The sequence below is a fragment of the Burkholderia sp. PAMC 26561 genome (assembly GCF_001557535.2).
Classification (GTDB): Bacteria; Pseudomonadota; Gammaproteobacteria; order Burkholderiales; family Burkholderiaceae; genus Caballeronia.
In genome coordinates this window covers 1,518,390-1,544,122 of sequence record NZ_CP014315.1, presented here as the reverse complement: position 1 = coordinate 1,544,122, position 25,733 = coordinate 1,518,390, and the positions used below count along the sequence as shown (strand labels likewise).

The following is a 25,733-nucleotide window of genomic DNA, read 5'->3' as shown; positions in this document are numbered from 1 at the left end:
TCGATGGAACGCTATCTTCTCGGTATCGATATCGGCACCTCGGCGTGCAAGGTGATCGCAGTCGACAGCCGCGGGCAGGTGGCCGCGAAAGCGGTCGGCGATTACCCGGTAATGAGCCTGCGGCCCGGCTGGGCCGAGCAGGACCCCGAGTACTGGTGGCGCGCGGCGGACAAGGCCGTGACGGAAGTGCTCGCGCGCTTGCCTGACCGGCGCGCGGTGCAAGGCATCGGGTTGAGCGGCCAGATGCACGGCCTGATCGCGCTCGACAAACACGACCACGTGCTGCGTCCCGCGATCCTCTGGTGCGACCAGCGCGCGGCGCCCCATTGCGACGAAATCACCGCGAAGGCGGGCGGCCTGCAGGGCTTGCTCGAGCTCGTACAGAACCGCATGCTGCCGGGTTTCACGGCGGGCAAGCTGCTATGGATGCGCGAGCACGAACCCGAGCTGTTCGCGCGCTTGCGTCGCATGTTGAACCCGAAGGATTACCTGCGCCTGCGGCTGACGGGCGAGCATGTAACGGATGTATCGGATGCATCGGGCACGGGACTTTTCGATGTCCGCAACCGCAGGTGGTCCCGGCCGCTGATGCGTTTGCTCGACTTGCCGGAAAGCATCTTGCCTGAGGTCGTGGAGTCATCGGACAGGACCGGTGTCTTGTTGCCCGACCTTGCCGCGCGATGGGGCTTGCCGCCCGCGACGCCGGTCTTCGGCGGCGGCGGCGATTCGGTGATCCAGACCACGTCGATGGGCGTCATCGACAGCGGGCCGCTTGGCGTGACGCTCGGCACGGCAGGGATCGTCGCGGGCGGGATGCGCTCGTGCCCGGTCCCGACCGGCCAGTTGCAGATCTCGTGCGGCAACGCGCCGGGCCGATGGCATGTGATGGGCGTGACGTTAACTGCCGGCGGCGCGTTCGAATGGCTGAAACAGGCGCTGGCAAGCGTCTCGCCAGCAACCGGCGCATTGAGCTTCGAGCGCATGATATCGATGGCGCGTGAAGCGCCGGCCGGCTCCGGCGGCCTGTTGTTCCTGCCATACCTGCTCGGCGAGCGCTGCCCGCACGTCGCCGCTGACGGCCGCGCCGCCTGGATCGGTTTGACATCGATGCACGGCGGTCCGCACCTCGTGCGCAGCGTCATGGAAGGCGTGCTGCTGAACATCCGTACAATCGCTGCGCTGTGTGTATCGTCGGGACTGGCTTGCGATGAAATCCGCGCATCCGGTGGTGCGATGAGCGAGCCGTTCTGGTCGCAGCTTCTCGCCGACGTGCTGCAGCGCGAAGTGACGACCGTCACGGGCGCAGCCGAGGGCGGCGCATATGGCGCGGTGCTCGCGGCGGGCGTGGGCAGGGGCTGGTGGACAACGCTCGATGAAGCCGTCGCAACGCTCGAAGTGACGAGCCGCACGGCGCCGGATCGCGCGCTCGATCCGCTCTATGCGTCGCGCTTCAGCACGTTCCGCGGCCTCTACGACGCGCTGCAACCCGTCATGGCACAGATTGCGGCAGAGGCCGCCCCGACGAATAAAAATGTCCCCTTGCAACCGACTTCTCCGATCGAGGCAACATGACAACAACTGACGCCGCCATTTCTGCCGGCACGCGGGTCGCCGGGATCGTCTTCGATCTCGACGGCACGCTCGTCGATACCGCGCCGGACATCACGAGCGCCGTCAATCGCATGCTTGCGACGCGCGGCTTGCCGCCGCAAGAGGTTCACTTCGTCGAACAGTTCATTGGCGAAGGGTCGTATGGCCTGATCGACAAGCTTTATAAAGGGCTTGGGCTGACGCTCGACCAGGCGCGAGTCGCCGCTGATGTCGAGACCTATCTCACGCTCTACAAGCAGCATCCGGTCGAATATTCGACGGTGTACCAGGACGCGCTGCACGCCATTCCCGCGCTTCATGCAGCGGGTATTGTGCTCGGCGTGTGCACGAACAAGGCGCAATTCCTGGCCGAAGCCGTGCTGAAGCATTTCGATCTTGAACGCTACTTCACGTCGATCGTCGGCGGCGATACCTTGCCCGAACGCAAGCCGCACCCGCAGCATTTGCTGACCACGCTGGAGCGCATGAACGTTGCGCCGGATCGGGCGCTTTACATCGGCGATACGACCATCGACGCGCAATGCGCGCGCGATGCCAACGTGCGGTGTTTCATCGTCAACTGGGGAACCGGGCCGGCGGTGGACGTGCCTGCTTCGTCGAGGCTCGCCGCGTTTGTCGACCTGCTTGCCATCAGCGCCGCGTCCGCCGGCGCGATCGTCCGGGAACCCAATGAGAAATGACCTCTTGCGCCGGATCGCGCTTGAACGTCCCGAACTGACGGGCGCGAGTTCGCGCATAGCCGACGTGCTGCTGAGCTCGCCCGAAGCCGTGCTCAAGATGAGCATGGCGGAGTTGTCGCTGGCGGCGCAAACGAGTGACCCGACGGTCGTGCGTTTTTTTCGCAGGCTCGATTGCGCCGATTACCAGGACTTCAAGGTGCAGCTCGGCCAGGGGCTGATTCCGCAAGCGCCGTTCGAATACGAGTCGATCACTGACGCCGATACCCCTGAAAGCGTCTGCAGCAAGATCATCACGAACTCCCTGCATGCAATCCAGCGCTTCAACTCGGATGTGCAGGCAGCAGCTATCGATGAAGCGGCGAGCCGTCTTATCGATGCAAAGGGGATCTTTCTCTTCGGCCTCGGCATCTCCGAAACCATTGCGTTCGATGCCGAGCACAAGTTCTTTCGGCTGGGGCTTCATTGCCGCGTGGTGCTCGATTCGCAGAAGCAATTGCTGCTTGCGCCTACGTTGCGAAACGATGAAGTCGCCGTGTTCTTCTCGCATTCCGGATCGACCAAGGCGCTCGTGATGGCCGCGGGCATGGCGCGCCGCAACGGCGCCGTCACCATTGCCATTTGCGCGCCCGGATCGCGTCTTGCGCAGACCTGTGACCTCGCCATCGGCGTGCCTGCTTACGAGAACACCGAGCTCTACACGCCGCTCACCGCGCGCATCAACCATTTGCTGGTGGTCAACATGCTCGTTGCAATGCTCGGCCTGCGCCAGGGCCGCAAGCTACCCGATAACCTCGCGGCGCTCGACCCGTGGTTCACCGACAAATTCATGGATTGATTGATAAAGGAGACACATATGGGCACGCATATCGAACCGGGTTACGCAACGATGAAACCGGCATCGGCACAGGACGAAGCGAAACTGGCTTCGGGCATCAAGGCGATCGATCATTATCTGCGTCCGGGCATGAAGGTCGGGCTTGGCTCGGGCACGACATCGCACTGGTTCGTGCGGGCGCTGGCTGCGCGCGTCGAGCGGGGCTTCGAGGTCGTGGGCGTGCCAACATCGACTGCAACGCGTGAACTCGCGCTTGAACTCGGCGTGCCGTTGACGGATCTCGGCACGATCGATCAACTCGATGTCACCATTGACGGCGCCGATGAAATCGATCATCAGGGCAGCATGATCAAGGGCGGCGGCGCGTGCCTGCTGTGGGAGAAGATCGTGGCGGCGGCATCGAAGAAAATGGTCGCCGTCGTGGACGATAAAAAAGTCTTCGAGCGCCTCGGCCGCTTTCCATTGCCTATCGAAGTGATCCCGTTCGGATGGCAAAGCACGGAACGCCTGCTGCGCGAATTGTTCGTCAGCGCCGGTTTCGATAAAAGCGTGCGCATCACCACGCGCATGAAAAACGGCGAACGTCTCCTGACCGACAGCGGCAATCTGATCCTCGATTGCCACCTCGAAGCCATCGCCGATCCGATCTCGCTGGCGCCGCGCTTCAATGCCATTCCCGGCGTGGTCGAGAACGGTTTGTTCGTGGGTATCGCAAGCGAGATGATCGTCGGCCATGCCGATGGCAGCGCCGAAGTCGTCGTTATCCGGGCACTGCCATGACCTTGGCCACGGAAAACACGCTCGACGCATTCAAGCTCGACGGCAAGCTCTGCGTGGTGACGGGCGGCGCGCAGGGGATCGGCTTTGCGATCGCCAACGGTCTGCGCGATGCCGGCGCGCGTCTCGTGATCGCGGATCTGGACGCAGAACGTGGACAGGCCGCGGCGGATAAAGTCGGCGGCATGTTCGTGCAAATGGACGTGACGAACTCCGCTTCCGTCGACGACGCCTTCAACAAGGTCGTCGCCCGGTACGGCACGCTCGATGTACTGGTGAACAACGCGGGCATCGTGCGCAATACCTCCGCGCTCGATACCGATGACCATGCGTGGCGCACCGTCATGGCCGTCAACCTGGACGGGGTATTCTATTGCTGCCGCAGCGCCGCGCGGTTCATGACGGAAATGCGTGCGGGGAGTATCGTGAACGTGGCGAGCATGAGCGGGTCGATTGCAAACAAGCCGCAGCCCCAGGCGTCTTACAACGCATCGAAGGCAGGCGTGATTCATCTCACGCGTTCGCTCGCCGCCGAATGGGCGCCGTTTGGCGTGCGGGTCAATTCCATCTCGCCGGGGTATGTGGCGACCGAGCTGACCAAGCGCGGACTCGAAAACGAAGCGTGGCGCGATGCATGGATCGACGGCACACCGCTTGCGCGGCTCGCAAAGCCCGAGGAGATTGCGCCGGGCGTGATCTTCCTGGCATCGAATGCGAGCGCTTTCATGACAGGATCGGATCTCGTGATGGATGGCGGATATACGATCTGGTAGGCGTCAAAATCAATGGAGACAGAAATGGCGGCACAAGAAGCGGTTCACGCGCTGCGCGAGGCTTTGGGTTCGCAAGTGGTGCAATTGCCGGAGGAGTTCGGGGACCGGCGCGTGGTGGACTGGAGCGGACTGCCGGGCGGCGTGCCGCTTGCGGTGATCCGTCCGCGCGATACCGCCGAGGTCGCAAAAGCGCTGCATATCTGCTCGGAACATGGACAGCCGGTCGTGACGCAAGGCGGACTGACCGGGCTCGTGGGCGGCGCCAACGTGCAGGGCGGGGAAGTCGCGATCAGCCTCGACCGCATGAACAAGATCGTTGAAATCGATCCGGTTTCCAGCACGATGACCGTGGAGGCCGGCACGCCGCTGCAGGTCGTGCAGGAAGCCGCGACGGCTGCGGGGTTCTATTTTCCGCTGGATCTGGGCGCGCGGGGCAGTTGTTCCATCGGCGGGAATCTGGCGACGAACGCCGGTGGAAATCGCGTGATCAAGTACGGCATGATGCGCGATCAGGTTCTGGGGCTTGAAGCCGTGCTCGCAAGCGGCAAGGTGATCGGCGGCCTCAACAAGATGATCAAGGACAACAGCGGCTACGATTTGCGGCATCTGTTGATCGGCAGTGAAGGCACGCTTGCCATCATTACCCGTGCGGTTTTGAGACTGCGTCCGAAGCCGACTGCAACGGCCACGGCATGGTGCGGACTGCCGTCATACGAGGCCGTCACCACGCTGCTCTCGCGCGCTCAGGCCCGGCTGGCGCCGGGGGTATCGGCGTTCGAAGTCATGTGGAAGGGGTACTACGACGCGGTGCTCGCCAACCTCGACACACTGCGCGCGCCGCTCGATGAAGCGCATCCGTTCTATGTCCTGCTTGAGAGCGTCGGGACCGATCCGGTGCGCCACGCGGATGCCTTCGAAGAGTTCCTGGGCGAGATGCTGGAGGCGGGCGTGGTGAGCGACGCGGCGCTGGCATCGTCGGATTCGCAGGCTCTCGCGTTCTGGGCGATCCGCGATGCGCCGGGCGAATACCAGCGCTTCATTCCGAACCACGCGGCCTACGATGTCAGCTTTTCGATAGCGCAAGTCGGCGAGGCGGCGCAGCGTTGCGATGTGCGCTTGCGCGAACGCTGGCCTGACGCGATTGTGATGATCTACGGGCATCTCGGCGACGGCAACATCCATGTCGTGGTCGACGTGCCGGGCATGGGCAAGCACGATCACGATGAAATCGACGACGTCATCTACGATGTCACACGCGATCTCCAAGGATCGATATCGGCGGAACACGGGATCGGCACGAAGAAAAAACATTTCCTGCACTTCACGCGTTCGGACAACGATATCGAGTCGATGCGCGCGATCAAGTCTGCGCTGGATCCGCACGGACTGCTGAATCCGGGGAAGGTTTTTTAGGGTAGCTAGACGACGGGAATCCATCGGGCGAGTGGAAGTCCGCCGTGGCGGACTTCTGCTGCGCCATGGCGGCGGCCAATGCCTCTAAGCTCTTTCTTCAAGCGCCGTAACGAACGATACGCGTTCAAATTCACCGACGCCATGCGTCGATGCCCGCCATGCCGTTTGTAGGCGTCCAGTGCCGCGATCCGGTTGAGCGACTCAAAACGATGATGAGCCTCGCCGGCCATATATACGTCGTGCAGCCCGGGCGATAGCCACTTCAGCAACTCGAGCACCCGGTCATAGGCGATTTGTAAGCGCGTCAGTGCCTCTGCTGGATTTGCGGGCGCGAAGCGCTCCACCCGGATCTTTCGTTCAATCCGCGCGCGACCCTCGGTCATCAGAGGTCCCGCCTTCCAGACCGGTTCCAGGTGCGCAATCCGGTTTCGCAGATCTTTGCAAAAATCGATGCGCGCAAACAGCATGTCGCGGTTTTTCGGCCGGTTCCAGAAACCGACGGAATTGTTCCTATGGCCCGGCATGATTTCCGTGAGCATCTCTGCCCAGTCGAGCGGTCGATGCGCGCAATCGTGACTGATATCGAGCACGTGCGGCCAGAAGCCAAAACTTAATTTCGATACGACGTCGTCCGGCGAGGGTGCGGGTGAACGCGGGACCAATTGATAGACGCCACTCAATCGACGCCGTTCATGTGTAATTTTTCTTATCAAATCAGTGGACTTCGGATTGAGACGCAAGTGTGCGTACCAGTCGCGCGAGATAGTTCCGCCAACGCCATAACGCGCGCTCAACGCGGTATGGAATTGGTTGCGAAGCGCGACTTCGGTAAATCCAAGTGCGCGCGACAAGGCCGCCGAGATCGCGTCGTTCCAGCAATACAGGCCATAAGCGGCCCGGTCCTCGTCGACTCCAAAGAACGTGCGGTAGTTACTGAGGCGCGCCCGCGACAGTGCCTTCACTGCACTCACAACATGTATTTGCTTCAAACTACTCATCGCGGTATAGTTCCTATGTACGCGCTGGGAACAAGTCTTGTTGCGCTCTCGGTTACCCGACAGACCTCAGGATCCCAAGACGCCAAAGAGACAGAAGGCCGCCATGTGCGGCCTTTTGCCTTTTCCAGACTTGAACATCGCGTAGCGTTGCACATTCTTGTCCATATCCGTCGCATGATCGTGGCCGTCAGCTTCACCACGTCCCATACCGCTGGCTCATGGACGGCTTATCGAGTGTAGGAACTTTCCGCTGCAGGGACGAGTCGGCCGAACGGCTAACCTGCAAGTCCGAAAGCCCGCATGTCGAATCGAACTGCCAGAAGACATGCGCACCGGCATTGCCGATGCGCAGTCGAATTGATTCAAGCCGTGATGTCCCGCACTGCGTTTCTCAAGCCACAACCTTCGCTGCCCCCTCGACGGTAAACAACCTCACCGCTTCATCGAGCACATCCGCGCGCTCCGCCAGCCGCAGCGCGGTCGCCGCCGCTTGCTCGACCAGCGCGGCATTCTCCTGCGTCGATCCATCCAGGTGCGCGACCGCCTGATTGACCTGGCGGATGCCCTCGGCCTGTTCGCTGCTTGCATTGGCCACTTCGGAAATGATCGCCGATACCCGATGCACAGCGGCATCGATTGCACGCATCTGGCTGGTCGTGCGCGAGACGAGATCCGTGCCTTCCGCGATCTGCGCAACGCTCGTCTCGACCACCACCTTGATCTCTCTCGCCGATGCGGCGCAGCGCTGCGCGAGGTTGCGCACTTCGGTCGCGACCACCGCGAACGAGCGGGCCGCCTCGCCCGCACGCGCCGCTTCGACGGCTGCGTTCAACGCGAGAATGTTGGTCTGAAACGCAATGCCATCGATCACGCCCGTAATGTCCGCGATCCGCTGCGACGCCGTGTTGATCCCGGCCATGGTTTCCTAAACACGCACCGCGATCTTGCCGCCATCGCTTGCTGCCGTCTGCGCTTCTTTCACAAGTTCGAGCGCGCGCACGCTGGCATCGGCGTTGCCGGTCACGGTGCTGGTCAACTGGTCCATGGTCGCGGCCGTTTGTTAGAGCGATGCCGCCTGCAACTCCGTGCGCCGCGACAAGTCCATGTTGCCGCTGGAGATTTCGCGCGCGGCGTCCATCATGCCGCCGATCTGTCCGCGTACATCGAGCACGATGGCCGAGATGTTAGCCTTCAACTGATTGAGCGCATGCTGGACTTCGCCGAGGTCGTCGCGTTTGCCGGCTTCCATCGACACGGTCAGGTCACCCGCCGCCATGCGCGATGCATAACCCGACATGGCGCTCACGCGCGTGCCGATCTGGCGTGCTACGCTCGCCCAGCCAAATGCGCCCACCAATGCGCTCACGCCAAACGCGATCCACAAGGGCAGCGGCGGCGCGCCCCTGTACGCGATCAGCCCGGTCACGAGCAACGCGAGCGGCGTGCTCGCATAACCCAGCGCCACGCGCGTCGTCACCGGCATGCGCATCAGCGAGCCGATCTTGCCCGCGATCCCACTGCGCACGAGCGTGCCATGTTCGAGACGCAGGGAGCCCATTGCGCCGGTGCGCATGCGCGCATACAGCGCTTCGGCACGTGCCACTTCATCGCGGCCGGGCTTCACGCGCACGCTCAGAAAACCCACTGCCGTGCCATGTTCGATCACCGGCGTGACGTTCGCACGAACCCAGTAGAAGTCGCCATTCTTGCGGCGATTCTTGACGAGCGCCGTCCATGGCCGGCCGCGGCGGATGGTCGTCCACATGTCGGCGAATGCATCGCGCGGCATGTCGGGATGGCGGATCAGATTGTGCGGCTGGCCGATGAGTTCTTCGCGCGGATAGCCGGAAACGTCGATAAAAGCCGGGTTGCAATATTTGATGTTGCCGGAGAGGTCGGTCGCGGAGACCAGCATTTCAGTTTGTGGGATTCATATTCGTGCTGCGTGACAGGCTGGTTGTTTCGCATTCAATGTCCTTTCTCTCTGCTGGAACGTATCCGCAGTTCTCTTTTTTACGTTACCCGTAGGTAATGGCATGTACCCACGAATGCTTCAGGGTTCTTATGCTTAAAAAATGAGAAAGAGCATCGGCGAGCACGGCGCATTGCACGCCGTGCCTTCGTAAATGCAAGCAGGTCAGCCGCTCAGAGCAGCACTGCCTGTTGCAGCATTTCCAGCGCCTTGGCTTCGTCGAGAAGACCGGCCCGCGCCTTGCCCGCCAGCGTCTTGAGCAGCGCTTCGGCTATCGGTTGAATGCCCTGCAGATGATCAAGGCGCGTGGTCGATGCTGGTGCCGGTTGCATCGGAGGAACGTCGACCGCCAATTCGGCCTGCACCGGCTCGTTGACCGGTTCGGCAGGCGTTACGTGTTGTACGCGTGCGGCATGCTTCGCCTCGTCGTGTTCTCCGGCGGAGCGACGCGACGGCAGCAGCAACGCCGTTACCGATGCCGGAATTTCCGCCGCCGTGCGCGCCACATCCAGCCAGCCCGCTGGCAATCCGAGCCGTTCGGTGAAGCGGTTGACCTCGTTGTCGTCAAGGCGTTTCTGGCCGTGCAGCCGATGCGCCATGTTCGATCCGCTCAACTCCATCAGCGCGCTCAGCCGCGCTTTCGATCCATTGCGCGATGTCAGCACATGAAGATTCGCGCGGCGGATCTTTTCGACCGAAGCGTCCTCGGCCGGCAGCAACGACTGTTGAAGGCCAGGCTTCGAGGGCGCCTGTGTTTTCTTGGGCGATGGGTTCATTGCGGGCTTCTCGCCAACTTTCCCGGCCTGCGCGTGAACAGGGTTCTTCTTTCGCATTTCTGCTTCCTTGGGCAAGTGCTCGCTCGATGTGTTTTCCGCATTGGCCTGCATGAAATCCAGCGGCGACTTCAACCGCGTGACGATCTCCGGGGCAAGCACAGGGTTCGGCTGATCGAAAAAACCATCGGGCAGACCAAGCGTTGTTTCGATATGAAAAGCAGTTTCGGGCGTGAACCCGACGCCGTTCACGAGTTCAGCCACGCGCGTGAGATTCGAGTCGAGGCCCAGCGCAATATTCTCGGCGCCGACGGCATCGACCAGCAACTTGAATGACCGCGTCTTGAAGATGGACGCGGTAACTTGCGCGTTTGCGGCATCGCGAGACGGCTGACCTTTCGCGAAGGGTTTGTTTTCGTGGCGGGACGTCGTTTTCGAAGGGCGGCGCGGTTGACGTGGACCGTTCTCTCGAGATCCCGAGTTTCGGCCATGCGCTTGACTCATGAGGTAAGGCTCTCCACCATAGATTCTGATCAGAGCCGGCATTATAGGCGAGGGCCGATCACGCTCCGCCTGATCGGTGCTTTGTTTTCGATTCGATTCAGTCTTCATCGTTGTGTTGTGTGGCGCCTCAACAATGCTGAAATTCCGGGTAAGAATTTCAGACTAGCTTAATGACCGCTTCCAAATTTAGTATCCGGAAGTCGCGTTATCACGCAAAGGTGGAAGTCACGCTGATCGATTCGGACGAGTCGCTGCACGACAGAATGCAAGCGGGCGCTGGGCCCCAATTCGATGTCTTCGCCGCCAACACCGCGGAGATCGAACGATACTCGCGCGAAAACCTGCTGGCGCCGCTCGATCTCGCAAGTATTCCCAACACGAAGCGGCAATTACCGCGCTTTCGCGATTTGGCATCCATTGGCGGTTTGATCCGCGATGGCAACGTGTACGCGATCCCGTTCACCTATTCGTCGATGGGACTCATCTACGATCGCAAGCAGATTCCCGTCGCGCCGCGCTCCATGAACGAGTTGTGGAACCCCCGTTATCGCGGCAAGGTGCTCGATTTCAACAGCGGCCAGCATAACTATTCTTTCGCGGCACTGGCGCTGGGGTATGCCGATCCCTTCCAGCTCAATGCATCGCAAATGCGGACCATTACTCGCAAGCTGATCGATCTGCGCCGCAACCTGCTCGCTTATTACACGCTGCCGGAAGAGGCGGCTGCGGTTTTTATCGAACACAAGGCGGCGTTGATGTTCGGCAACTACGGGACGCAGCAGGTCGCGATGCTGCGTCGCGCGGGCGCGGATGTGGGTTACGTCATTCCCGACGAGGGCGCGCTCGCCTGGCTGGATTGCTGGGCGATGACGAAGTCGGCAGCCAATCAGCCGCTCGCGCTCGCATGGATCAACTACATGCTAGAGCCGCACGTGAGCGAACAGCTCACGCAGCGCCAGGGGCTCGCCAACACCTTGAACGCGGACCCGGAAAGCAGCGAACACGCGCACATTGTGTGGATCGAACCGGTCGAGGACGGCCGGCGGCGCGAAGCGCTGTGGAGCCGGATTGTCTCGGGCGACCGGCCGGAGCGATTTTGATGTGGCGCCCCGGGCTGACGTTCAAGCTGTCAGTCCTGCTGGCGTGCATCGGCGTGCTTACGTCGGGCGCGACGGGTTACTACGCGTATCGCGCGAACCGCACGTTGCTCGTGAGGGAAGCCGGGCGCAGCCTGATGACTTCGACGGAACTGCTTGCGCGGCGCTCATCGGTTGCCATCGACGATATTGCCGCCGACGCGCAGGTGCTCGCTTCGCTGCCGTCATCGGCGACGGTCGCCCAGGCCGACGACGGCTCCGGCAAGAACGCTGCCCGCGAGCGGCTGGCCCAGGTCTTCTTCAGTTTCATGACGCATCACCGGGAATATCTGCAGATCCGGCTGATCGCGCGCGAGCATCACGGCCTCGAGCTGATCCGTTTTGATCGTGACGCGAGCCACGCGGTGCGAGTGGAGCAAAGCGGACTGCAGGAGAAGGGCCAGTTAGCCTACGTGTTCGATACGCTGGCGCTTGCGCGCGGTCACATCTATGTATCGCCGATCACGATTAATCATGAGCAAGGCGCGCATTCGGCACAAGGGCGCCCGACCCTGCGCCTGGCAACGCCGGTCGCGGACAACCGCGGCACGGTGGTCGGCGTGGTTGTAATCGATGTCGACCTTGCGCGGCTGCTGGAACGTTTGCAGGTCGATCTGCCGGGCAATTACGAGGTGTTCCTTGCCAACGAATGGGGCGATTTCCTCGTGCATCCGGATGTATCGCAGACGTTCGGTTTCGATAAAGGCCGGCGGATATTCATGCAGGAAAACTTTCCCACGACGCGACCGCTATTCGAAGACGGAAGATCAGCCGTGATGCTCAACGGTCTGACACAGCCCGACGAGGCGTCGTCGCGGATTCTCGCCTTCATACGCCGTCCGTTTGGCTCGTCCGAAGGCAACCGTTTTGTGGTGCTGGGCTTGTCCCGCCCACTTTCCGATGCCCTTAACGGCGCGAGCATGCTGGGCGGCAGTATCGTGCGAATCGTGCTGATTTCGAGCCTGCTCGCGATCATCCTGGCGGCCATGTTCGCCCGCGCGCTGGTCCAGCCACTGCAAACGCTCGCACATGCGGCGACGCATTTCTTCGCCGATCACACCATGGAAGCGCTGCCCGTCCGACGCACCGATGAAATCGGCGTGCTGGCGCGCTGCTTCGACCGCATGCGCCGCGAGATCCGCTCGCAGATCGACGGGCTGCATAGCAGGCAACACGAGTTGGTGCATCTTGCGCGCCACGATGCGCTGACGGGTCTCCCGAACCGGATGCTCTTCATGGAACGGCTGGAGGAAGCGATCCGCGACGCTGCATCGAGCGGCGAACCGCTTGCCGTATTGTTCGTCGATCTCGATCGCTTCAAGCAGATCAACGATCAGTTCGGGCACTCGGCCGGCGACGATGTACTCGTCGAGGTCGCGCGCCGCCTGCAGGAATTGTTGACCGGCGCCGACATGGTCGCGCGGCTCGGCGGCGACGAGTTCGTGGTGTTGATCAACGGCCCGCGCTCGGCCGGCCCGGCGCCGGGAATTGCCTCGCGTATCAAGCAGACGCTGGATGAGGTGCTGCTCGTCAACGAACGGCGCATGACGGTGGGCGCGAGCATCGGGATCAGCCAGTATCCGGTGGACGGCGATTCCGCCGGCGCGCTGTTGCTCAATGCCGACGCCGCCATGTACGCCGCGAAGTCCGACGGAAACTGCTCTTATCAGCGATACCAGGATTTGCCGGACTCCCAGCGCAACCGCACCGCCAAGGGCGTGGTACCGCAGGCGCAGGCCGACGACCTTGCCGCCGCGCAGGATGACGCCGACACGGTGTTCTGACCCAAAAAGCATGTACGTTCAGACAGCGGCGTGCGGCCTCATTAAGGTTTTTGGCTGGAAAGCCGTTATGCCGTTTACATCTTTCGACGAAACAGGGAGCGTCGGGCGTCGTCACGCTCTGTCCGGCTTTTCAGTGATGAAGGCTGGATAATGAAACGATGGTGCTTTTGCATTGATTAGACAAAATATAGTCTATTTTGGTGTAATGCCATTCGATTTACCATGTTGGGGTTTTGCAGCATTGCATCGTTATTTGTTTCGAAGTCGGGCGGTGATTCTGCAGTCCGCGTAAGATATGATCAAATAATTAAATTTAAGCGACTTACTGTTTGGGCCGGCACACGAAAGCCTGGAGCTTCGTGGTGCCGTGAAGCGGACTCGCAGGTTTGAGATTATCTCCAGCAGGGCGCATGACGCCGGCACTGGGTAGATCTGACGAGACGCGCTGACGGGGCGGCAGTCAGAGAATTTTTTCTGGAGTTGCTGATGATGGGTGAAGAAGACGGCCTAGACCTGTTTACGTGGTTTGGCACGACCAGCCCGTGCTGGCGGCTGTCGAGCGACAGTAATGCGCTCGAGCTTGCGACCGTGCGGGGACCCGCGAACGTCAGCATTCCGCTCGACGCGTCTCAGGCAGGGCAGATCCGGGCGCTGACGGGGGTGACGTCGCATCTGGCGCTCGACCTGAAGATATTCGGTTATCCCTACCGGCTCCACCTGGTCGGTAAAAAGATCAACATTCGCGAATGGGCCGGAACGGCATCGGATTACACGGACACCTCGTCGGTCGCCCGCGATCTCGTGCATGGTCTCGCATTTGCCGAACAAGTTGTTTCCGAAGTCAATTCGCTCGTCGTCATTCTCGACGGGCGTGGCCTTATTCAACGCTTCAATCGCATGTGCGAAGAAGTGACCGGCATGCGTGAGGAAGACGTCATTGGCAAAAGCGCCTATGTGCTTTTCATGTCGGATGACGAAGGCGCGGCGTCCAGGACCAACATCAACGGCTTCTTTGCAAGTGGCCAGCCGTACCAGGTCGAGCGTTACATCAATACGGTCACGGGACCGCGGCTCTTTCTGTTTCGCAACAAGTTCGTGCAGAGCGGCAGCGGCGTGGACGAGCGCTTCCTGATCTGCTCGGGCACCGACATTACCGAAGAGCGCAAGGCCCAGAAGCTGCTGCTCAAGCAGGCGACGACCGACGAGCTGACGGGGCTGCTGAACCGCAAGGCCATTCAGGAAGAAATCGAGAACGCGATCGCGGCCGAGAGAGAGGCGGGTGACAGCATTGGCGAAGAGCATCTCGGCATCCTGTTTCTAGACCTCGACAACTTCAAGAAGGTGAACGACCACTACGGACACGTGGTCGGCGACCGGCTGATCCGCGAGGTATCGGCGAAGATCAAGAGTTGTCTCGCTCCCGGTGACACGCTTGCGCGGCTCGGCGGTGACGAGTTCGTCGTGGTCGTCAGGAAGTCGACCATCCCGCTGCTGACCAAGACCGCTGAAACCATCCTGGGCAGCCTGCATCTGCCTTTTGACTTCGGACTGATCAAGCTTTACACCGGTTGCTCTATCGGTATAGCGCTGTATCCCGAGCATGGCGACAGGCTCGAAAGCCTGATTCGCAGCGCGGACACCGCCATGTACGTCGCTAAAGATGGCGGCAAGCATACGTATCGCGTGTTTACGCCGGAAATGAACCGCAAGGTTGCGGAATATGTGTGGCTCGACACGAACCTGCGCCGGGCGCTTGAAGAGAATCAGCTCGAGCTTTATTACCAGCCGAAGGTGAATCTCAGGAGCGGCGACGTCGACAGCGTCGAAGCGCTCGTGCGCTGGAATTCGCCGGAGCGCGGCGTTGTCTCGCCGCTCGACTTCATCCCCTATGCGGAGGAGTCCGGGTTGATCGGGCCGCTTGGACGATGGGTCATGCAAGCGGCTGCCACGCAGGCGTCGAACTGGCAGAAGCAGGGCCTCGACCTGCGCATATCCATCAACGTGTCGGCGCGCCAGTTGCGCGATACGGATATCGTCAAGCATTTCACCGAGGTGCTTGCAGAGACGCGCTCGCGTTCGTGCATGCTCGACGTGGAATTGACCGAAAGCTGTTTCATTGAAGACGAAGCGGCGGCGCTCGTGCTGATCACGCAATTCCGCAAGATGGGCGTGCGTGTGCATCTCGATGACTTTGGCACGGGTTATTCGTCGTTGTCGCAGTTGTCGCGTATTCCGCTCGACGCCATCAAGCTGGATCGAAGCTTCATCAAGGGAATCGATGTCAACAGCAAACCGCAAGCCCTCGTGCGCGCGATGGTCGCGATTGCGCATGAGCTGCGTTTGTCGGTGGTCGCCGAAGGCGTGGAAAGCGAAGCTGAAGCGGATTTCCTGCGCGGCCTGGGCGTGGATCTCGTGCAAGGCTTCCTTTACGCGCGGCCCATGCCTGCAAGAGCCTTCGAAGCGTGGCTCGCGGAGAAAAGAAAGCTCAGGCTCATCGCCTGAGCGTCTCCAGGTTAAGGAGTGTTGGTAAGGCTTAAAACTGCTTAGTGCTGGTCAAGGCTTGCCATCTTCAGTTTGGAGACACGGCGGTTCTGCAACATGACCAGCCGCTCCATGAAGGCCAGATCCTTCTCTTCAATCGTGAAGGCGGCCCGTACCCAGTCCTCCGTAATCTCGATCAGTTCAGCGCGCGGCAACGCCAATACACGTTGCCGCGCCTTGACCATCGCGCGAATGCCGTTGAGCTTGGGTCGAATGCCATCTATGAAAGTCCGCGTCGCAAGGAATGCATCGCCAGGCTGGAAAGTCTGGTCGACAATTCCCTTCTCTGCGTACCACTCGCCGGTATGCGCTTCTCCGGTGCTGATCAATTCTTCGGCGAGCCGCATGCCCGCCTTGCGTTCGACCAGTGAGTAACCGCCCATGCCTGGAAACAGGTTAAAGGCGATTTCGGGGAAACCCATTTTTGCGTCGTTCTGCGCGAGGAGAAAGTGATGTGCCAATGCGGACTCGAATCCACCCCCCAGCGCAGTGCCTTCTACCATTGCAATCGAAATGGCACCGGTACCAAATCCGCTATAGATTTCGTGCAGCCCGTCTATGCACGAACGCGCATAAGCCATGAGCAATTCACGCCGGCCTGATCGAATGGCATCGACAAAGAAGTCCAGATCACCACCTACGTTGAAGATGTCCGGTACGAGAGAACCCGTGACCCAGAAGTCAAAACGCAAGCCTGATTCTCTGGCTGCACGAGCGAGATCGATGATGTCATTCACGAGGTCCTGTGTGAAACACGGACGCGGACGTGAACGAAGCATCATCCACATTGTGTGGCGTTCTTCCTCGTAATAGGCGGAGATTTGCGAGAGGTCGCCGGCTTCGAGAAAGGGACGGCAAGCAGGGTTGTTTTTGAGGTTCATGGCGATGATCCAATTAAAAATAGGGTTGAACTTGGGTAAAGCCATGAGAGGGTAAAGCACAGAATTTCATATCGGCGGGGGTATACGAGGGGCAGCCCACACTCCCGCAAAGCATTTATGAAACACGTAAAACGGCTCAAAAAACGCGGTGAAATAACGTTGCTAAGCGAACCATCTGAGGTTGATAAAGTGTTCGCTTAGCAACGGCGAATCGTCGAGTTATAGTTCCTGTAGAGCGAGCACGAGCCGAGCGTCATTCACTCGGATGCGAGCCAACAAGTTGATGAGTTGGAGACAAGACATGGAAAGCTATTGCGGGCACATACAAGAATCAAAGGCAGCTCAGTTCGTTCAACCACACTTCGACCATCAGGCCCCACGATGACCAACTCACGATCCCCTTCCCAGCTTGGTGATTTTTCGCGTGTCGATTCTGTGGATGCGGACACTTTTGTCGCGCGGCTCGACGTCATGCAGGCGCTCGATTCGTTCCGGGTCTACAAGCAGGAGACGTTTGAATTAATGGGTCTCAAGCCCGGCATGCATATCGCCGACATAGGCTGCGGACCGGGCGACGATCTCGGCAAGCTGGCATTGCAGGTTGTTCCCGGTGGCAGCGCGGTGGGATTCGACTTGAGCGAAGCCATGCTGGAAGAAGCACGCCGTCGTCACGCGGATGTGCTGTCGCTGAGTTTCAGGAATGCGCCGGCTAACGAGCTGGGCGTCCCGGCGCGCAGCTTCGACGCGGTGCGCGCCGACCGCGTGCTGATCCACGTTCCAAGGCCGCAAGAAGCGCTCAAGGAGATGATTCGCGTGACGCGCCCGGGTGGGCGCATTGTGGTAAGCGAGCCTGATATGCCCGGCTGCTGGGTCGCAAGCAGCGACTATGTTTTGACCGGACGCATCATGCAGTCAATTGCGCAGTCATGCGTCAACCCTTACCTTGCTCGCGATCTGTACGCCATGTTCCACGATGCAGGCCTGCGCGACATCACGTTCAGCATGCGCAGCGTGAGCGCGTTCGATCCCCAGTCGGTCAACAAGATCCTCGATTTCAGGAGCGTCCTTGCCGGCATGCACGCGCGCAAACTGTTCACGGACGACGAGGTGACGCGATGGATTACGGAGTTCGAAGAACGCGGCCGGACCGGGCGTTTCGTCGCGGGTCTCCCCGTGATGATCGTGAGCGGCACCACCCAGGACTGAGTCTCGGGAACGGCAACCAAGATGCGTGATACTCAACTCAGTTGGCGCACACTTTACGGCTATGCGCGTGCCGTAAGCGCCTTTAGCAAGTCCGTGCTTCCGGACCTGACGCGCTCGAGCTTCGAGCGGCTTGCGTCAGCAGGAGGCGCTGCTACGCCCGGTGCAATGCAGGCCGCCTTGCCGCCGCACGAAGCGTTCGCGACGTGCGACAACTACCCGTTGGCTTATCGCCATTATGAATCGCGGAGCACGCACCGCGTTGTGATCCTGGTGCACGGTGCGGGATGCTTCGGCGACCAGTTGCACGCGCTGGCGCAGCACTTGTCGCAGCGTGATATTGCCGACGTGTACACGCTCGATATGCGTGGCCACGGACTCTCGCCGGGACGTCCCGGTCATGCAGTCGATGAACCGCGTCAGATGATCTCGGATGTCGCCGACTTCATTACGTTCGCTGCGCGCCGTCACAGAGGATCGTCGATCGTATTGGGCGGTCATTCTGCCGGAGGCGGTCTCGTTCTTGCCATCTCGCGCAGTCCGCTTCATCGGCTGGTGACGGGTTATTTGTTTCTTGCTCCGTTCCTCGGGCTCGGCTCGCCTGTGAATCGTCCTTACTTTGGAGGATGGGTGCGTCTTCGCGGTGTGCGCCTGCGGCTACTGAGCCTGCTTAGCGCATTAGGCATTACGCGTTTCAACGGGAGCACGGTAGTCGAGTTTGCGCCCGCGGCGCGTGCGATCGACAAGCGTTATATCCAAAGCTGGTCGTTCAATACGACGCTCGCATTCGGTCCCGGGCTTTGGGTCGAGAAAAAACCACCTATTGGTCCCGACGTGCCGGTACTGGTCTTGTCGGGAGACAACGACGAGTGTTTCCATGTATCGCTTTATCCTGCGGCATTCAAGATCGTCGCGCCGCACGCGGAGATTTGCAGCATGGGCGCAATCGGCCATTGGGACCTGCTTGCCGATCCCGCGATGCTTGGCGCCGTGGAACGCTGGTTAGGACGGCAAGACATGAAACCCATGGGCGTGCCCCAGGTTGTCAAGGCATCGACTTATTGAATTCGCCCGAAAATCTTTCCACGCTGCTTAATTCTGTAACATGTCGCCTGCAGCGAAACAGGCGGCTCCGGAAACAGCCGGGCGCCTGACGCTTAACTCCCATTCTGATTATTTTTGTTGATCAAAGAGATCCGCTTTTCTCCATTTATCGATGTGGGCTGGCGGACGCCTGTCAGCATTATCCAAGAACAATGAATAACAAGAGACTTACTCAGGCGCCGTCCTTGCATCATTCGCAATTCGTTGCGCATCGAACATCGGTCGTCATGGTTGCCGTTACCACGCTGTTTGGCATGCAGGCAGCATTTGCGCAGGCAGGATCGCCATCGCCAGCCGCGCCTGACGGCGTAGCGGTGCTTCCGGCGGTAAGCGTGACGGCCATGCATGACAATGACTATCGCGCGCGCTCCGCCTCTGTTGCCGGGTTCGACGAAACGCCGCTGCAGGACACGCCCGCGTCTGTGTCGGTCGTCACTCGCGCGCAACTCGATGACCAGCACGCAAAGTTGCTCAGCGACGTGGTGCGCAACGACGCATCGGTGAACAACGATTATGCGCCGGTAGGTTATTACCAGGGTTTCACGATTCGCGGTTTCCCGATCGACCTTGCCAGCGCCATCAAGATCAACGGTCTGACCATTTCCGGCGAGCAGAATGTCGCGCTGGAAAACAAGGACCGGGTCGAGATATTGAAGGGGCTTGCGGGCATAGAAAGCGGGGTGGTCGCGCCGGGCGGCATCATCAACTTCGTGACCAAGCGCCCGCGGAATGTCGCGAGCATCACGACCGATGTCGACAGCCGCGGGTCCACGTCCGCCGCCGTCGACCTGGGGCGGCGCTTTGGTGATCAGAATCAGTTCGGGTTGCGAATCAATGCGGCGAAAGAAAACATCCACTCTTATGTGGATGGCGCCGATGGCCGCCGCACATTCGGCTCGATTGCAGCCGACTGGATCATCAGCCCGCGCGCGAGCCTTCAATTCGATGCCGAGTTCCAGCAACTGATCCAGCGCTCGGCATCGGGGTATCAATTGCTGGGCGGGACGGCGGTGCCGTCGGCTGCGTCGGCATCGAAGCTGCTTGGCTTGCAGCCGTGGACCAAGCCCGTCACCACCGACGCGCTCAATCTCAACACGCGGTTCGACTACAGCTTCAACGACAAGTGGCAGGGTTACATAGCCGCCAGCCGCAGCCACACCATGATCGACGACAACGTCGCATTCGCCTATGGTTGCGGCTACGTCCCGAGTTGTGGCGCGGGCGGCACGTCGCCGTTTTTCTTTGCATCGAACGGAGATTTCGATGTCTACGACTACCGGAGTCCGGGGGAATATCGGCGAAACGATGAAGTTCGTGCCGTGCTCACTGGCAATTTTTCAACCGGCTGGCTCCAGCATGACGTGACCTTCGGCACCAGCGTGCAGCGGCGCGTGGTCGATTTGTCGAACGCGGTGTATGACTATGTTGGCAGCGAGAATATCTACGGGCCGAACCTGACATTCGATCCGTCGCCGAATTCGCCGAGCGCGTCTTTTCCGCAACTTGATTCTCGCCAGTATTCCGTATTCGGCACAGACCGGATCACGTTCAACGATCACTGGCAGGTTCTCGCCGGAGGGCGCGGCGTCCTGCTGCGTCAGCGAAGCTGGACCGAAATGGATGGCCCGGCTACCGACACGGACCGTTCCATCTTCCTGCCGCAAGTGGCGGTCGTGTACAAACCAGTCGCGCCACTTTCGTTTTATGCATCTTATAGCAAGGCACTTTCGCTTGGCGATCAGGCTCCCGTTCGTGCGAGCAATGCGTATGCATTCCTTCCGCCGGTCGTGTCCAATCAGGTTGAAGTGGGCGCCAAGTACGACTGGCTCGACCGGTTGAATCTCACGGCGGCAGTGTTCGCGATCAACAAGCCGTTCGAATACGCAAAGCCCGATTCCACCGATGCAGGCTACACGTTCACGCAACAGGGAACGGAGCGTCATCAGGGCATCGAGCTGAGCGCAGCGGGACGGGCGACGGACCGGCTGACGCTGACGGCCAGCATCGCGGCGATCAGGGCGCGTGCGTACGACTCAGGCACGCCCGCATACGAGGGTCATCAGGTGATCAACGTGCCGCGCTTGAGCGCCGCGCTTTATGCGGACTATGCCGTGCCGCATGTTGCGGGACTCGATCTGCTCGGCGGCGTCAACTACAGCGGCAGCAAGGCCGCAAACGAAGAGGGCACGGCAAGCGTCCCGTCTTATTTCGTCTTCAATCTCGGCGCGCGCTACACCACGAAGCTTGGCGGCCACAAGACGGTGGTGCGGCTCTCCGTCGATAACCTCTTCAACAAGTATTACTGGCAGGATAGCGGCGAGCTTCAGGGCGACGCATATCTCTTCCTTGGCGCGCCCCGCACTGCACGTTTGTCGTTGACTTATGATTTCTAGAAACGTCTTCCACGCATCCTTGGACCGAGGCCAACACAATGTCCGTGCTTGAAATCATCGGTGTGATTGTGAGCGCGCTTGCAATCTGGCTGACTGCGCGACGCCGGATGCTTTGCTGGCCGGTGGGACTGGCGTCGGTGGCGCTGTACGGCTGGATTTTTTTCGATGCAAAGCTTTACTCCGACATGCTTCTGCAAGGCGCTTTCGCGGTCCTGCAGGTCTATGGGTGGTGGGTCTGGCTCGAGCAGGGAAAACGGAACACGCAAGTGGATTCCGGCGAGGTGCGCGTGCAGGCGGTTACGCCAAAGGCGCTACTGATGGGCCTGCTGCTTGCGGTCATTGGAAGCGCGGTGCTCGGGTCGTTGATGGCGCGGTTCACGGACGCCGCGTTGCCGTACGTGGATGCGTCGTTGACGGCGTTCAGCCTCGTCGCACAATACTGGACGGCGCGGCGTTATATCGCGTCATGGTGGCTCTGGATCGCAGTGGACGTTGTGTACGTCGGGATGTTTCTTTTCAAGGGTCTTTATCCGACCTCAGGTCTCTATGCACTGTTCGTCGCATTGGCCGTGATCGGATTGCGCGACTGGAGCCGTGCGGCGGCGCGTGTCGAACCGGCGCAGACGCCGCACGCAGCCTGAGCCGGTCATGTCGACAGGAAAGCCGTTGAAATCAATCGCTTCGGATGCACCATCCGCCGATATCGCGCCCCTGCAATTCGGTGTCGATGGCGAGCAGGCCGAGCGCGACTGGCCGTTGATCACGCGCGAAGAAGTCGAGGCGGTGCTTGGCAGGTTTCCTTCGATTGGTCCCTTGGCCGGCTTAACGTGGCACAGCCCCCGGCCGTTCTCGGCGGCCGTGCTGATCACGACGGCGAACGGCAACGAGTTTTTCGTGAAACGGCATCATGTGAAAATCCGCGACGTGGAAGGGCTCGCCGAAGAGCATGCTTTCATCGCACATCTCGCGTCACGTGGGCTGCCCGTTGCCGACATCATCGCGATGCCTGACGGCGCCACGGCAGTGACTCAAGGCGAATGGACATACGAGGTTCATCGTGCGGCGGGTGGGGCGGATGTGTATCGGAAAGCGATGTCATGGACGCCCTTCGCCGATACTTCCCATGCGTTTGCGGCGGGCCATATGCTCGCGCGCTTGCACATTGCTGCGCGCGATTACGCCGCACCGGCGCGCGCCATTCGTCCGCTGCTCTCGAGTTTTCGGGCGCTCAATGAATCCGATCTGATCGGCGCACTCGACAGGTGGATCGACGCACAGCCCTTGCTGGTTCGCGCCCTGGGAGCGCGTGACTGGCGTTCGGACGTGTCAGAGGTTATCTTGCCCTGGCATGCGCGGCTGGCGCCTTTCCTGCCCGGATTGCGCCCGCTGTGGACACATGGCGACTGGCACGCTTCTAACCTTCTCTGGACCGGTAGCACACCCGGCGCGCAAGTCAGCACCATCCTGGATTTTGGTCTATCCGACCGGACGTGCGCGGTCTACGATCTCGCGGTTGCGATCGAGCGAAATGCCATCGAGTGGTTATCCGCGCAAGACACACGGCGCGTGCATCTCGATCATATCGACGCGTTGCTGAACGGGTATGAGTCGATCACGCCCTTGTCCGGTGATGAATACGCGGCGCTGGTGGCTTTATTGCCAATCGTACATGCGGAGTTCGCGCTTTCCGAGGTTGCTTATTTTCACGCTACGCTAGGGTCGCCGGAGAACGCGGAGGTTGCGTACGATGGTTATCTGCTCGGACACGCGCGATGGTTCTCCGAGCCGGCGGGAAGGGCGTTGCTCGATCATCTTGAGAGCCGCGGGCGCGTCTCCAGATCGCCGGATTAAAGGTTCCGGTCGCTTGCGATGGCCGACCATCGCAAGCGAAAGCTACATCACACCCTTCACGTGTGGCGTTCCTCGACAAACGTCCCGCGCGGCGCGTTCTCCAGGGCGGTATCGTGTTTAAGTAGCAACACGGCCGCAACACCGACCAGCCCCGCGCCCGACAGACACAACAAGCCGGCGGCGAAGCTGCCAGTACTGTCCTTGATCCAGCCCATCGCATAAGGCCCGAAGAATCCCGCCAGGTTGCCCAGCGAGTTCACCGCTGCAATACCACCGGCGGCCGCCGCTCCTGAGAGAAACGCGGCAGGCAAGGTCCAGATCACCGGCAGGCAACCGAAGATGCCGAACCCGGCAATGGAAAGCGCAAGCATCTTCAGCACCGGATTATCCAGCGCAGTGGATGCCGCAATCCCGCCCGCCGCGACCAGCAGCGCAATCGCCACATGCCATTTGCGTTCGAGCTTGCGATCCGAGTGACGGCCCCAGTACACCATGCTGATTGCGCCGACAATGTAGGGCAGCGACGTGACGAATCCCGTCTGCACATTCGTCAGGCCGAAGCCTTTCACGATCTGCGGCAGGAAAAAGCTCAGGCCGTAGTTCGTTGCGTTTGCACCGAAGTAAATCAGCGCCACCGCGAGCACGCGCGGATTGAACAAGGCTTCCTTCACGCTGAAGCTGCGCACGGCTTCACGTTGGCGGCGCTCTTCGGCCTGCCGGTTGACGAGCCAGTTACGCTGGTCGTCGGTGAGCCACTTTGCGTCGGCGGGTTTGTCGGTGAGATAGAAAAACACTACGAACGCGAGGAAGAGCGCCGGCAATGCCTCGATCAGGTAAACCCACTGCCAGCCCGCGAGGCCCCCGAGTTTGTCGAGATTCAGCAGCGCACCGGAGATAGGCGCGCCGATGACCGTTGAGAGCGGGATCGCGACCATGAAATAACCGACCACACGCCCGCGATACGCCGCCGGAAACCAGAGCGTCAGCAAGAAGATGATGCCGGGGAAGAAGCCCGCTTCAGCAATCCCGAGCAGCACTCGCAGCGTATAAAAGACGTGCGCGGACGACATCCCGGTGTATTGCGCGATATGCGGAATGAAAGCCATCGCGGCCGCGAGGATGCCCCACGTGAACATGATCCGCGCGATCCATTTGCGTGCACCGAATTTTTCCAGCAACAAATTGGACGGCACTTCGAAAAAGAAATAGGCGATGAAGAAAATCCCCGCGCCAAAGCCGAACGCGCTGGGCGAAAAACCGAGGTCCTTGTTCATCTGCAACGCGGCAAAACCCACGTTCACGCGGTCCAGATAAGCGATGAAATAACAAAGCATCAGGAAGGGGACTAGCCGCGCCGTCACGCGCGTCAGTGTGCTTTTTTCGAGGTCCATTTGCCATGTCTCCTGTTTTCAAGTTGTGATTCGTCTGAAACGTTTCATCCGGTTACGGCTGTTTCGGCTGATACATACGTTGTGCTTTCACGCACCAGCAATTCGGCTTTGAAGCGCAAGTGAACAAATTCGTCTTGCTCGCCGTTCAACAGCTTGAGCATCAATTGCCAGATTGCATGGCCGATAGCCTCCACGGGCTGACTTATCGATGTCAGATACGGGCGCAGCACGGACATCCAGGGGGCGTCATCGAAGGAAAGCAGCGACACGTCTAATGGGATTTGCAAGTCGGCATCGCGGATGGCGCGCAGCGCGCCGAGCGTCGTGACGTTGCAACCCGTGAAGAGGGCGGTCGGGCGCGTGGAACCGCTCAATACCTTGAGCGTGGTGGCATGGCTTTGCATGGCCGTCATGCCGCATTCGATCACTGCAATGTGCCGGGCGAGATGCGCTTCGCGCATTGCATCCATATAAGCTTCCGCGCGTTCTCGCGAGTTCACCAGTTCCAGGGTGTTGACGAGGAACGCGATGCGCTGATGGCCGAGCGCGATCAAGTGGGCGGTTCCGTCGGTGGATGCGCTGCGACTGTTGGTCGTCACCGTGTTCGCCGGGAAGGTATCGTCTACGCGATCGGCCATGACAAGCGGCACATTGCATTCCCGCGCCTCGGCTATTGCATGCTGGTACCCGCGGCATGGAATGATGATCATGCCCGCGACCTGACGCGACATCACAAAGCGGATACGCTCGGTTTCACGTTCGGGGTTTTCGTTGGCATGGGCGAGGATGAGCTGATAACCATGCTGCAGCGCATGGTTTTCGAGGGCGCGCGCAATGTCGACGAAGAACTGGTTGGTGAGGTCGGGAAGAACCAGACCAATGGAAGTCGGACGGCCGCGGCGCAGGTCGGCGGCGATCTCGTTGCGCCGGTATCCGATCAGACGTGCCGCATCCCAGACGCGTCGCGCCCGCTCGGCGCTGACTCCGGAAGCACCGGACAACACCTTCGACGCTGTGCCGACAGACACCTTCGCCGTAATCGCGACATCGCGCAGCGTAGGGGGAGTTCTGTCAGGCATGCTCATGGATCATCCATTCGCCATCGACTGAAAC

Annotated in this window: 19 protein-coding genes and 1 pseudogene; 14 read left to right on the top strand and 6 right to left on the bottom strand. The window is 60.5% G+C overall.

What is annotated here, in order from left to right; all coding sequences use genetic code 11:
* The first annotated feature begins 3 nt into the window (after positions 1–3).
* The 6 genes from xylB to AXG89_RS41555 are packed head-to-tail and all read left to right on the top strand — an operon-like array spanning position 4 to position 6,089.
* Positions 4–1,572: a xylulokinase gene (gene xylB / locus AXG89_RS41580; RefSeq protein WP_119024877.1), complete on the top strand. Its 1,569-nt coding sequence runs from the start codon at positions 4–6 to the stop codon at positions 1,570–1,572.
* Entirely contained in the window at positions 1,569–2,291 is a 723-nt protein-coding gene (locus tag AXG89_RS41575; RefSeq protein ID WP_075357378.1) for an HAD-IA family hydrolase, read from the top strand. Before xylB ends, AXG89_RS41575 begins: the two co-directional genes overlap by 4 nt.
* Complete coding sequence (locus tag AXG89_RS41570) at positions 2,281–3,126, top strand: MurR/RpiR family transcriptional regulator (protein ID WP_062001605.1); 846 nt, start codon at positions 2,281–2,283, stop codon at positions 3,124–3,126. The genes AXG89_RS41575 and AXG89_RS41570 overlap by 11 nt, the downstream gene beginning before the upstream one ends.
* A gap of 18 nt (positions 3,127–3,144) precedes the next feature.
* Positions 3,145–3,906 carry a ribose-5-phosphate isomerase RpiA gene (gene rpiA / locus AXG89_RS41565; protein ID WP_236873653.1) on the top strand — a complete coding sequence of 254 codons (762 nt, stop codon included), beginning with the start codon at positions 3,145–3,147 and terminating at the stop codon, positions 3,904–3,906.
* The gene (locus tag AXG89_RS41560; protein ID WP_075357379.1) at positions 3,903–4,676 is read left to right on the top strand and encodes an SDR family oxidoreductase; all 774 of its coding nucleotides are present in this window, start codon (positions 3,903–3,905) and stop codon (positions 4,674–4,676) included. Before rpiA ends, AXG89_RS41560 begins: the two co-directional genes overlap by 4 nt.
* 24 nt (positions 4,677–4,700) lie before the next feature.
* The gene (locus tag AXG89_RS41555; RefSeq protein ID WP_075357380.1) at positions 4,701–6,089 is read left to right on the top strand and encodes an FAD-binding oxidoreductase; all 1,389 of its coding nucleotides are present in this window, start codon (positions 4,701–4,703) and stop codon (positions 6,087–6,089) included.
* 5 nt (positions 6,090–6,094) lie between these two features.
* Here the strand turns inward: AXG89_RS41555 and AXG89_RS41550 are convergent, their stop codons facing one another.
* The 3 genes and pseudogenes from AXG89_RS41550 to AXG89_RS41540 form a co-directional block, all read right to left on the bottom strand.
* Entirely contained in the window at positions 6,095–7,087 is a 993-nt protein-coding gene (locus tag AXG89_RS41550) for an Abi family protein (RefSeq protein ID WP_086380380.1), read from the bottom strand.
* Positions 7,088–7,478: 391 nt separating this feature from the next.
* A pseudogene (locus tag AXG89_RS44035) lies at positions 7,479–9,055 on the bottom strand (methyl-accepting chemotaxis protein).
* 177 nt (positions 9,056–9,232) lie between these two features.
* Positions 9,233–10,336, bottom strand: a complete 1,104-nt coding sequence (locus AXG89_RS41540) for a hypothetical protein (protein WP_062001609.1) — start codon at positions 10,334–10,336, stop codon at positions 9,233–9,235.
* A gap of 170 nt (positions 10,337–10,506) precedes the next feature.
* On the opposite strand from AXG89_RS41540, the gene AXG89_RS41535 reads away from it, so the two are divergent.
* The 3 genes from AXG89_RS41535 to pdeR all read left to right on the top strand — a co-directional run bounded on the left by AXG89_RS41535 (position 10,507) and on the right by pdeR (position 15,758).
* Positions 10,507–11,436 carry an extracellular solute-binding protein gene (locus AXG89_RS41535; RefSeq protein WP_075357381.1) on the top strand — a complete coding sequence of 310 codons (930 nt, stop codon included), beginning with the start codon at positions 10,507–10,509 and terminating at the stop codon, positions 11,434–11,436.
* Positions 11,436–13,256: a diguanylate cyclase domain-containing protein gene (locus tag AXG89_RS41530; RefSeq protein WP_062001611.1), complete on the top strand. Its 1,821-nt coding sequence runs from the start codon at positions 11,436–11,438 to the stop codon at positions 13,254–13,256. Before AXG89_RS41535 ends, AXG89_RS41530 begins: the two co-directional genes overlap by 1 nt.
* A gap of 486 nt (positions 13,257–13,742) precedes the next feature.
* Positions 13,743–15,758: a cyclic di-GMP phosphodiesterase gene (pdeR, locus tag AXG89_RS41525; protein ID WP_062001612.1), complete on the top strand. Its 2,016-nt coding sequence runs from the start codon at positions 13,743–13,745 to the stop codon at positions 15,756–15,758.
* A 41-nt stretch (positions 15,759–15,799) separates the two neighbouring features.
* Here pdeR and AXG89_RS41520 read toward each other — a convergent pair whose 3' ends face one another.
* Positions 15,800–16,678 carry a crotonase/enoyl-CoA hydratase family protein gene (locus AXG89_RS41520; protein ID WP_062001613.1) on the bottom strand — a complete coding sequence of 293 codons (879 nt, stop codon included), beginning with the start codon at positions 16,676–16,678 and terminating at the stop codon, positions 15,800–15,802.
* 381 nt (positions 16,679–17,059) lie between these two features.
* Here AXG89_RS41520 and AXG89_RS41515 point away from each other — a divergent pair, with 381 nt between their 5' ends.
* The 5 genes from AXG89_RS41515 (at position 17,060) to AXG89_RS41495 (ending at position 23,229) form a co-directional block, all read left to right on the top strand.
* Positions 17,060–17,884: a methyltransferase domain-containing protein gene (locus AXG89_RS41515; protein WP_082778930.1), complete on the top strand. Its 825-nt coding sequence runs from the start codon at positions 17,060–17,062 to the stop codon at positions 17,882–17,884.
* Positions 17,885–17,905: 21 nt separating this feature from the next.
* The gene (locus tag AXG89_RS41510) at positions 17,906–18,946 is read left to right on the top strand and encodes an alpha/beta hydrolase (protein ID WP_119024857.1); all 1,041 of its coding nucleotides are present in this window, start codon (positions 17,906–17,908) and stop codon (positions 18,944–18,946) included.
* 266 nt (positions 18,947–19,212) lie between these two features.
* Positions 19,213–21,378, top strand: coding sequence for a TonB-dependent siderophore receptor (locus AXG89_RS41505; protein ID WP_442857268.1), 2,166 nt, complete (start codon positions 19,213–19,215; stop codon positions 21,376–21,378).
* 38 nt (positions 21,379–21,416) lie between these two features.
* Positions 21,417–22,019 carry a nicotinamide riboside transporter PnuC gene (gene pnuC, locus AXG89_RS41500; protein WP_062001616.1) on the top strand — a complete coding sequence of 201 codons (603 nt, stop codon included), beginning with the start codon at positions 21,417–21,419 and terminating at the stop codon, positions 22,017–22,019.
* Between the two features lie 7 nt (positions 22,020–22,026).
* Positions 22,027–23,229 (top strand): phosphotransferase enzyme family protein, encoded by a 1,203-nt coding sequence (locus tag AXG89_RS41495; RefSeq protein ID WP_062002330.1) that lies wholly within the window; start codon positions 22,027–22,029, stop codon positions 23,227–23,229.
* Positions 23,230–23,285: 56 nt separating this feature from the next.
* Here the strand turns inward: AXG89_RS41495 and AXG89_RS41490 are convergent, their stop codons facing one another.
* Complete coding sequence (locus AXG89_RS41490; protein ID WP_062001617.1) at positions 23,286–24,620, bottom strand: MFS transporter; 1,335 nt, start codon at positions 24,618–24,620, stop codon at positions 23,286–23,288.
* Positions 24,621–24,664: 44 nt separating this feature from the next.
* The gene (locus AXG89_RS41485; protein WP_075357382.1) at positions 24,665–25,705 is read right to left on the bottom strand and encodes a LacI family DNA-binding transcriptional regulator; all 1,041 of its coding nucleotides are present in this window, start codon (positions 25,703–25,705) and stop codon (positions 24,665–24,667) included.
* Positions 25,706–25,733 lie beyond the last annotated feature (28 nt).

What these genes read in the sequence shown, in the direction of transcription:
- xylB (WP_119024877.1), top strand. Translation starts at nt 4, where the DNA reads ATGGAACGCTATCTTCTCGGTATCGATATCGGCACCTCGGCGTGCAAG.
- AXG89_RS41575 (WP_075357378.1), top strand. Translation starts at nt 1,569, where the DNA reads ATGACAACAACTGACGCCGCCATTTCTGCCGGCACGCGGGTCGCCGGG.
- AXG89_RS41570 (WP_062001605.1), top strand. Translation starts at nt 2,281, where the DNA reads ATGAGAAATGACCTCTTGCGCCGGATCGCGCTTGAACGTCCCGAACTG.
- rpiA (WP_236873653.1), top strand. Translation starts at nt 3,145, where the DNA reads ATGGGCACGCATATCGAACCGGGTTACGCAACGATGAAACCGGCATCG.
- AXG89_RS41560 (WP_075357379.1), top strand. Translation starts at nt 3,903, where the DNA reads ATGACCTTGGCCACGGAAAACACGCTCGACGCATTCAAGCTCGACGGC.
- AXG89_RS41555 (WP_075357380.1), top strand. Translation starts at nt 4,701, where the DNA reads ATGGCGGCACAAGAAGCGGTTCACGCGCTGCGCGAGGCTTTGGGTTCG.
- AXG89_RS41550 (WP_086380380.1), bottom strand. Translation starts at nt 7,087, where the DNA reads ATGAGTAGTTTGAAGCAAATACATGTTGTGAGTGCAGTGAAGGCACTG.
- AXG89_RS41540 (WP_062001609.1), bottom strand. Translation starts at nt 10,336, where the DNA reads ATGAGTCAAGCGCATGGCCGAAACTCGGGATCTCGAGAGAACGGTCCA.
- AXG89_RS41535 (WP_075357381.1), top strand. Translation starts at nt 10,507, where the DNA reads ATGACCGCTTCCAAATTTAGTATCCGGAAGTCGCGTTATCACGCAAAG.
- AXG89_RS41530 (WP_062001611.1), top strand. Translation starts at nt 11,436, where the DNA reads ATGTGGCGCCCCGGGCTGACGTTCAAGCTGTCAGTCCTGCTGGCGTGC.
- pdeR (WP_062001612.1), top strand. Translation starts at nt 13,743, where the DNA reads ATGATGGGTGAAGAAGACGGCCTAGACCTGTTTACGTGGTTTGGCACG.
- AXG89_RS41520 (WP_062001613.1), bottom strand. Translation starts at nt 16,678, where the DNA reads ATGAACCTCAAAAACAACCCTGCTTGCCGTCCCTTTCTCGAAGCCGGC.
- AXG89_RS41515 (WP_082778930.1), top strand. Translation starts at nt 17,060, where the DNA reads ATGACCAACTCACGATCCCCTTCCCAGCTTGGTGATTTTTCGCGTGTC.
- AXG89_RS41510 (WP_119024857.1), top strand. Translation starts at nt 17,906, where the DNA reads ATGCGTGATACTCAACTCAGTTGGCGCACACTTTACGGCTATGCGCGT.
- AXG89_RS41505 (WP_442857268.1), top strand. Translation starts at nt 19,213, where the DNA reads ATGGTTGCCGTTACCACGCTGTTTGGCATGCAGGCAGCATTTGCGCAG.
- pnuC (WP_062001616.1), top strand. Translation starts at nt 21,417, where the DNA reads ATGTCCGTGCTTGAAATCATCGGTGTGATTGTGAGCGCGCTTGCAATC.
- AXG89_RS41495 (WP_062002330.1), top strand. Translation starts at nt 22,027, where the DNA reads ATGTCGACAGGAAAGCCGTTGAAATCAATCGCTTCGGATGCACCATCC.
- AXG89_RS41490 (WP_062001617.1), bottom strand. Translation starts at nt 24,620, where the DNA reads ATGGACCTCGAAAAAAGCACACTGACGCGCGTGACGGCGCGGCTAGTC.
- AXG89_RS41485 (WP_075357382.1), bottom strand. Translation starts at nt 25,705, where the DNA reads ATGAGCATGCCTGACAGAACTCCCCCTACGCTGCGCGATGTCGCGATT.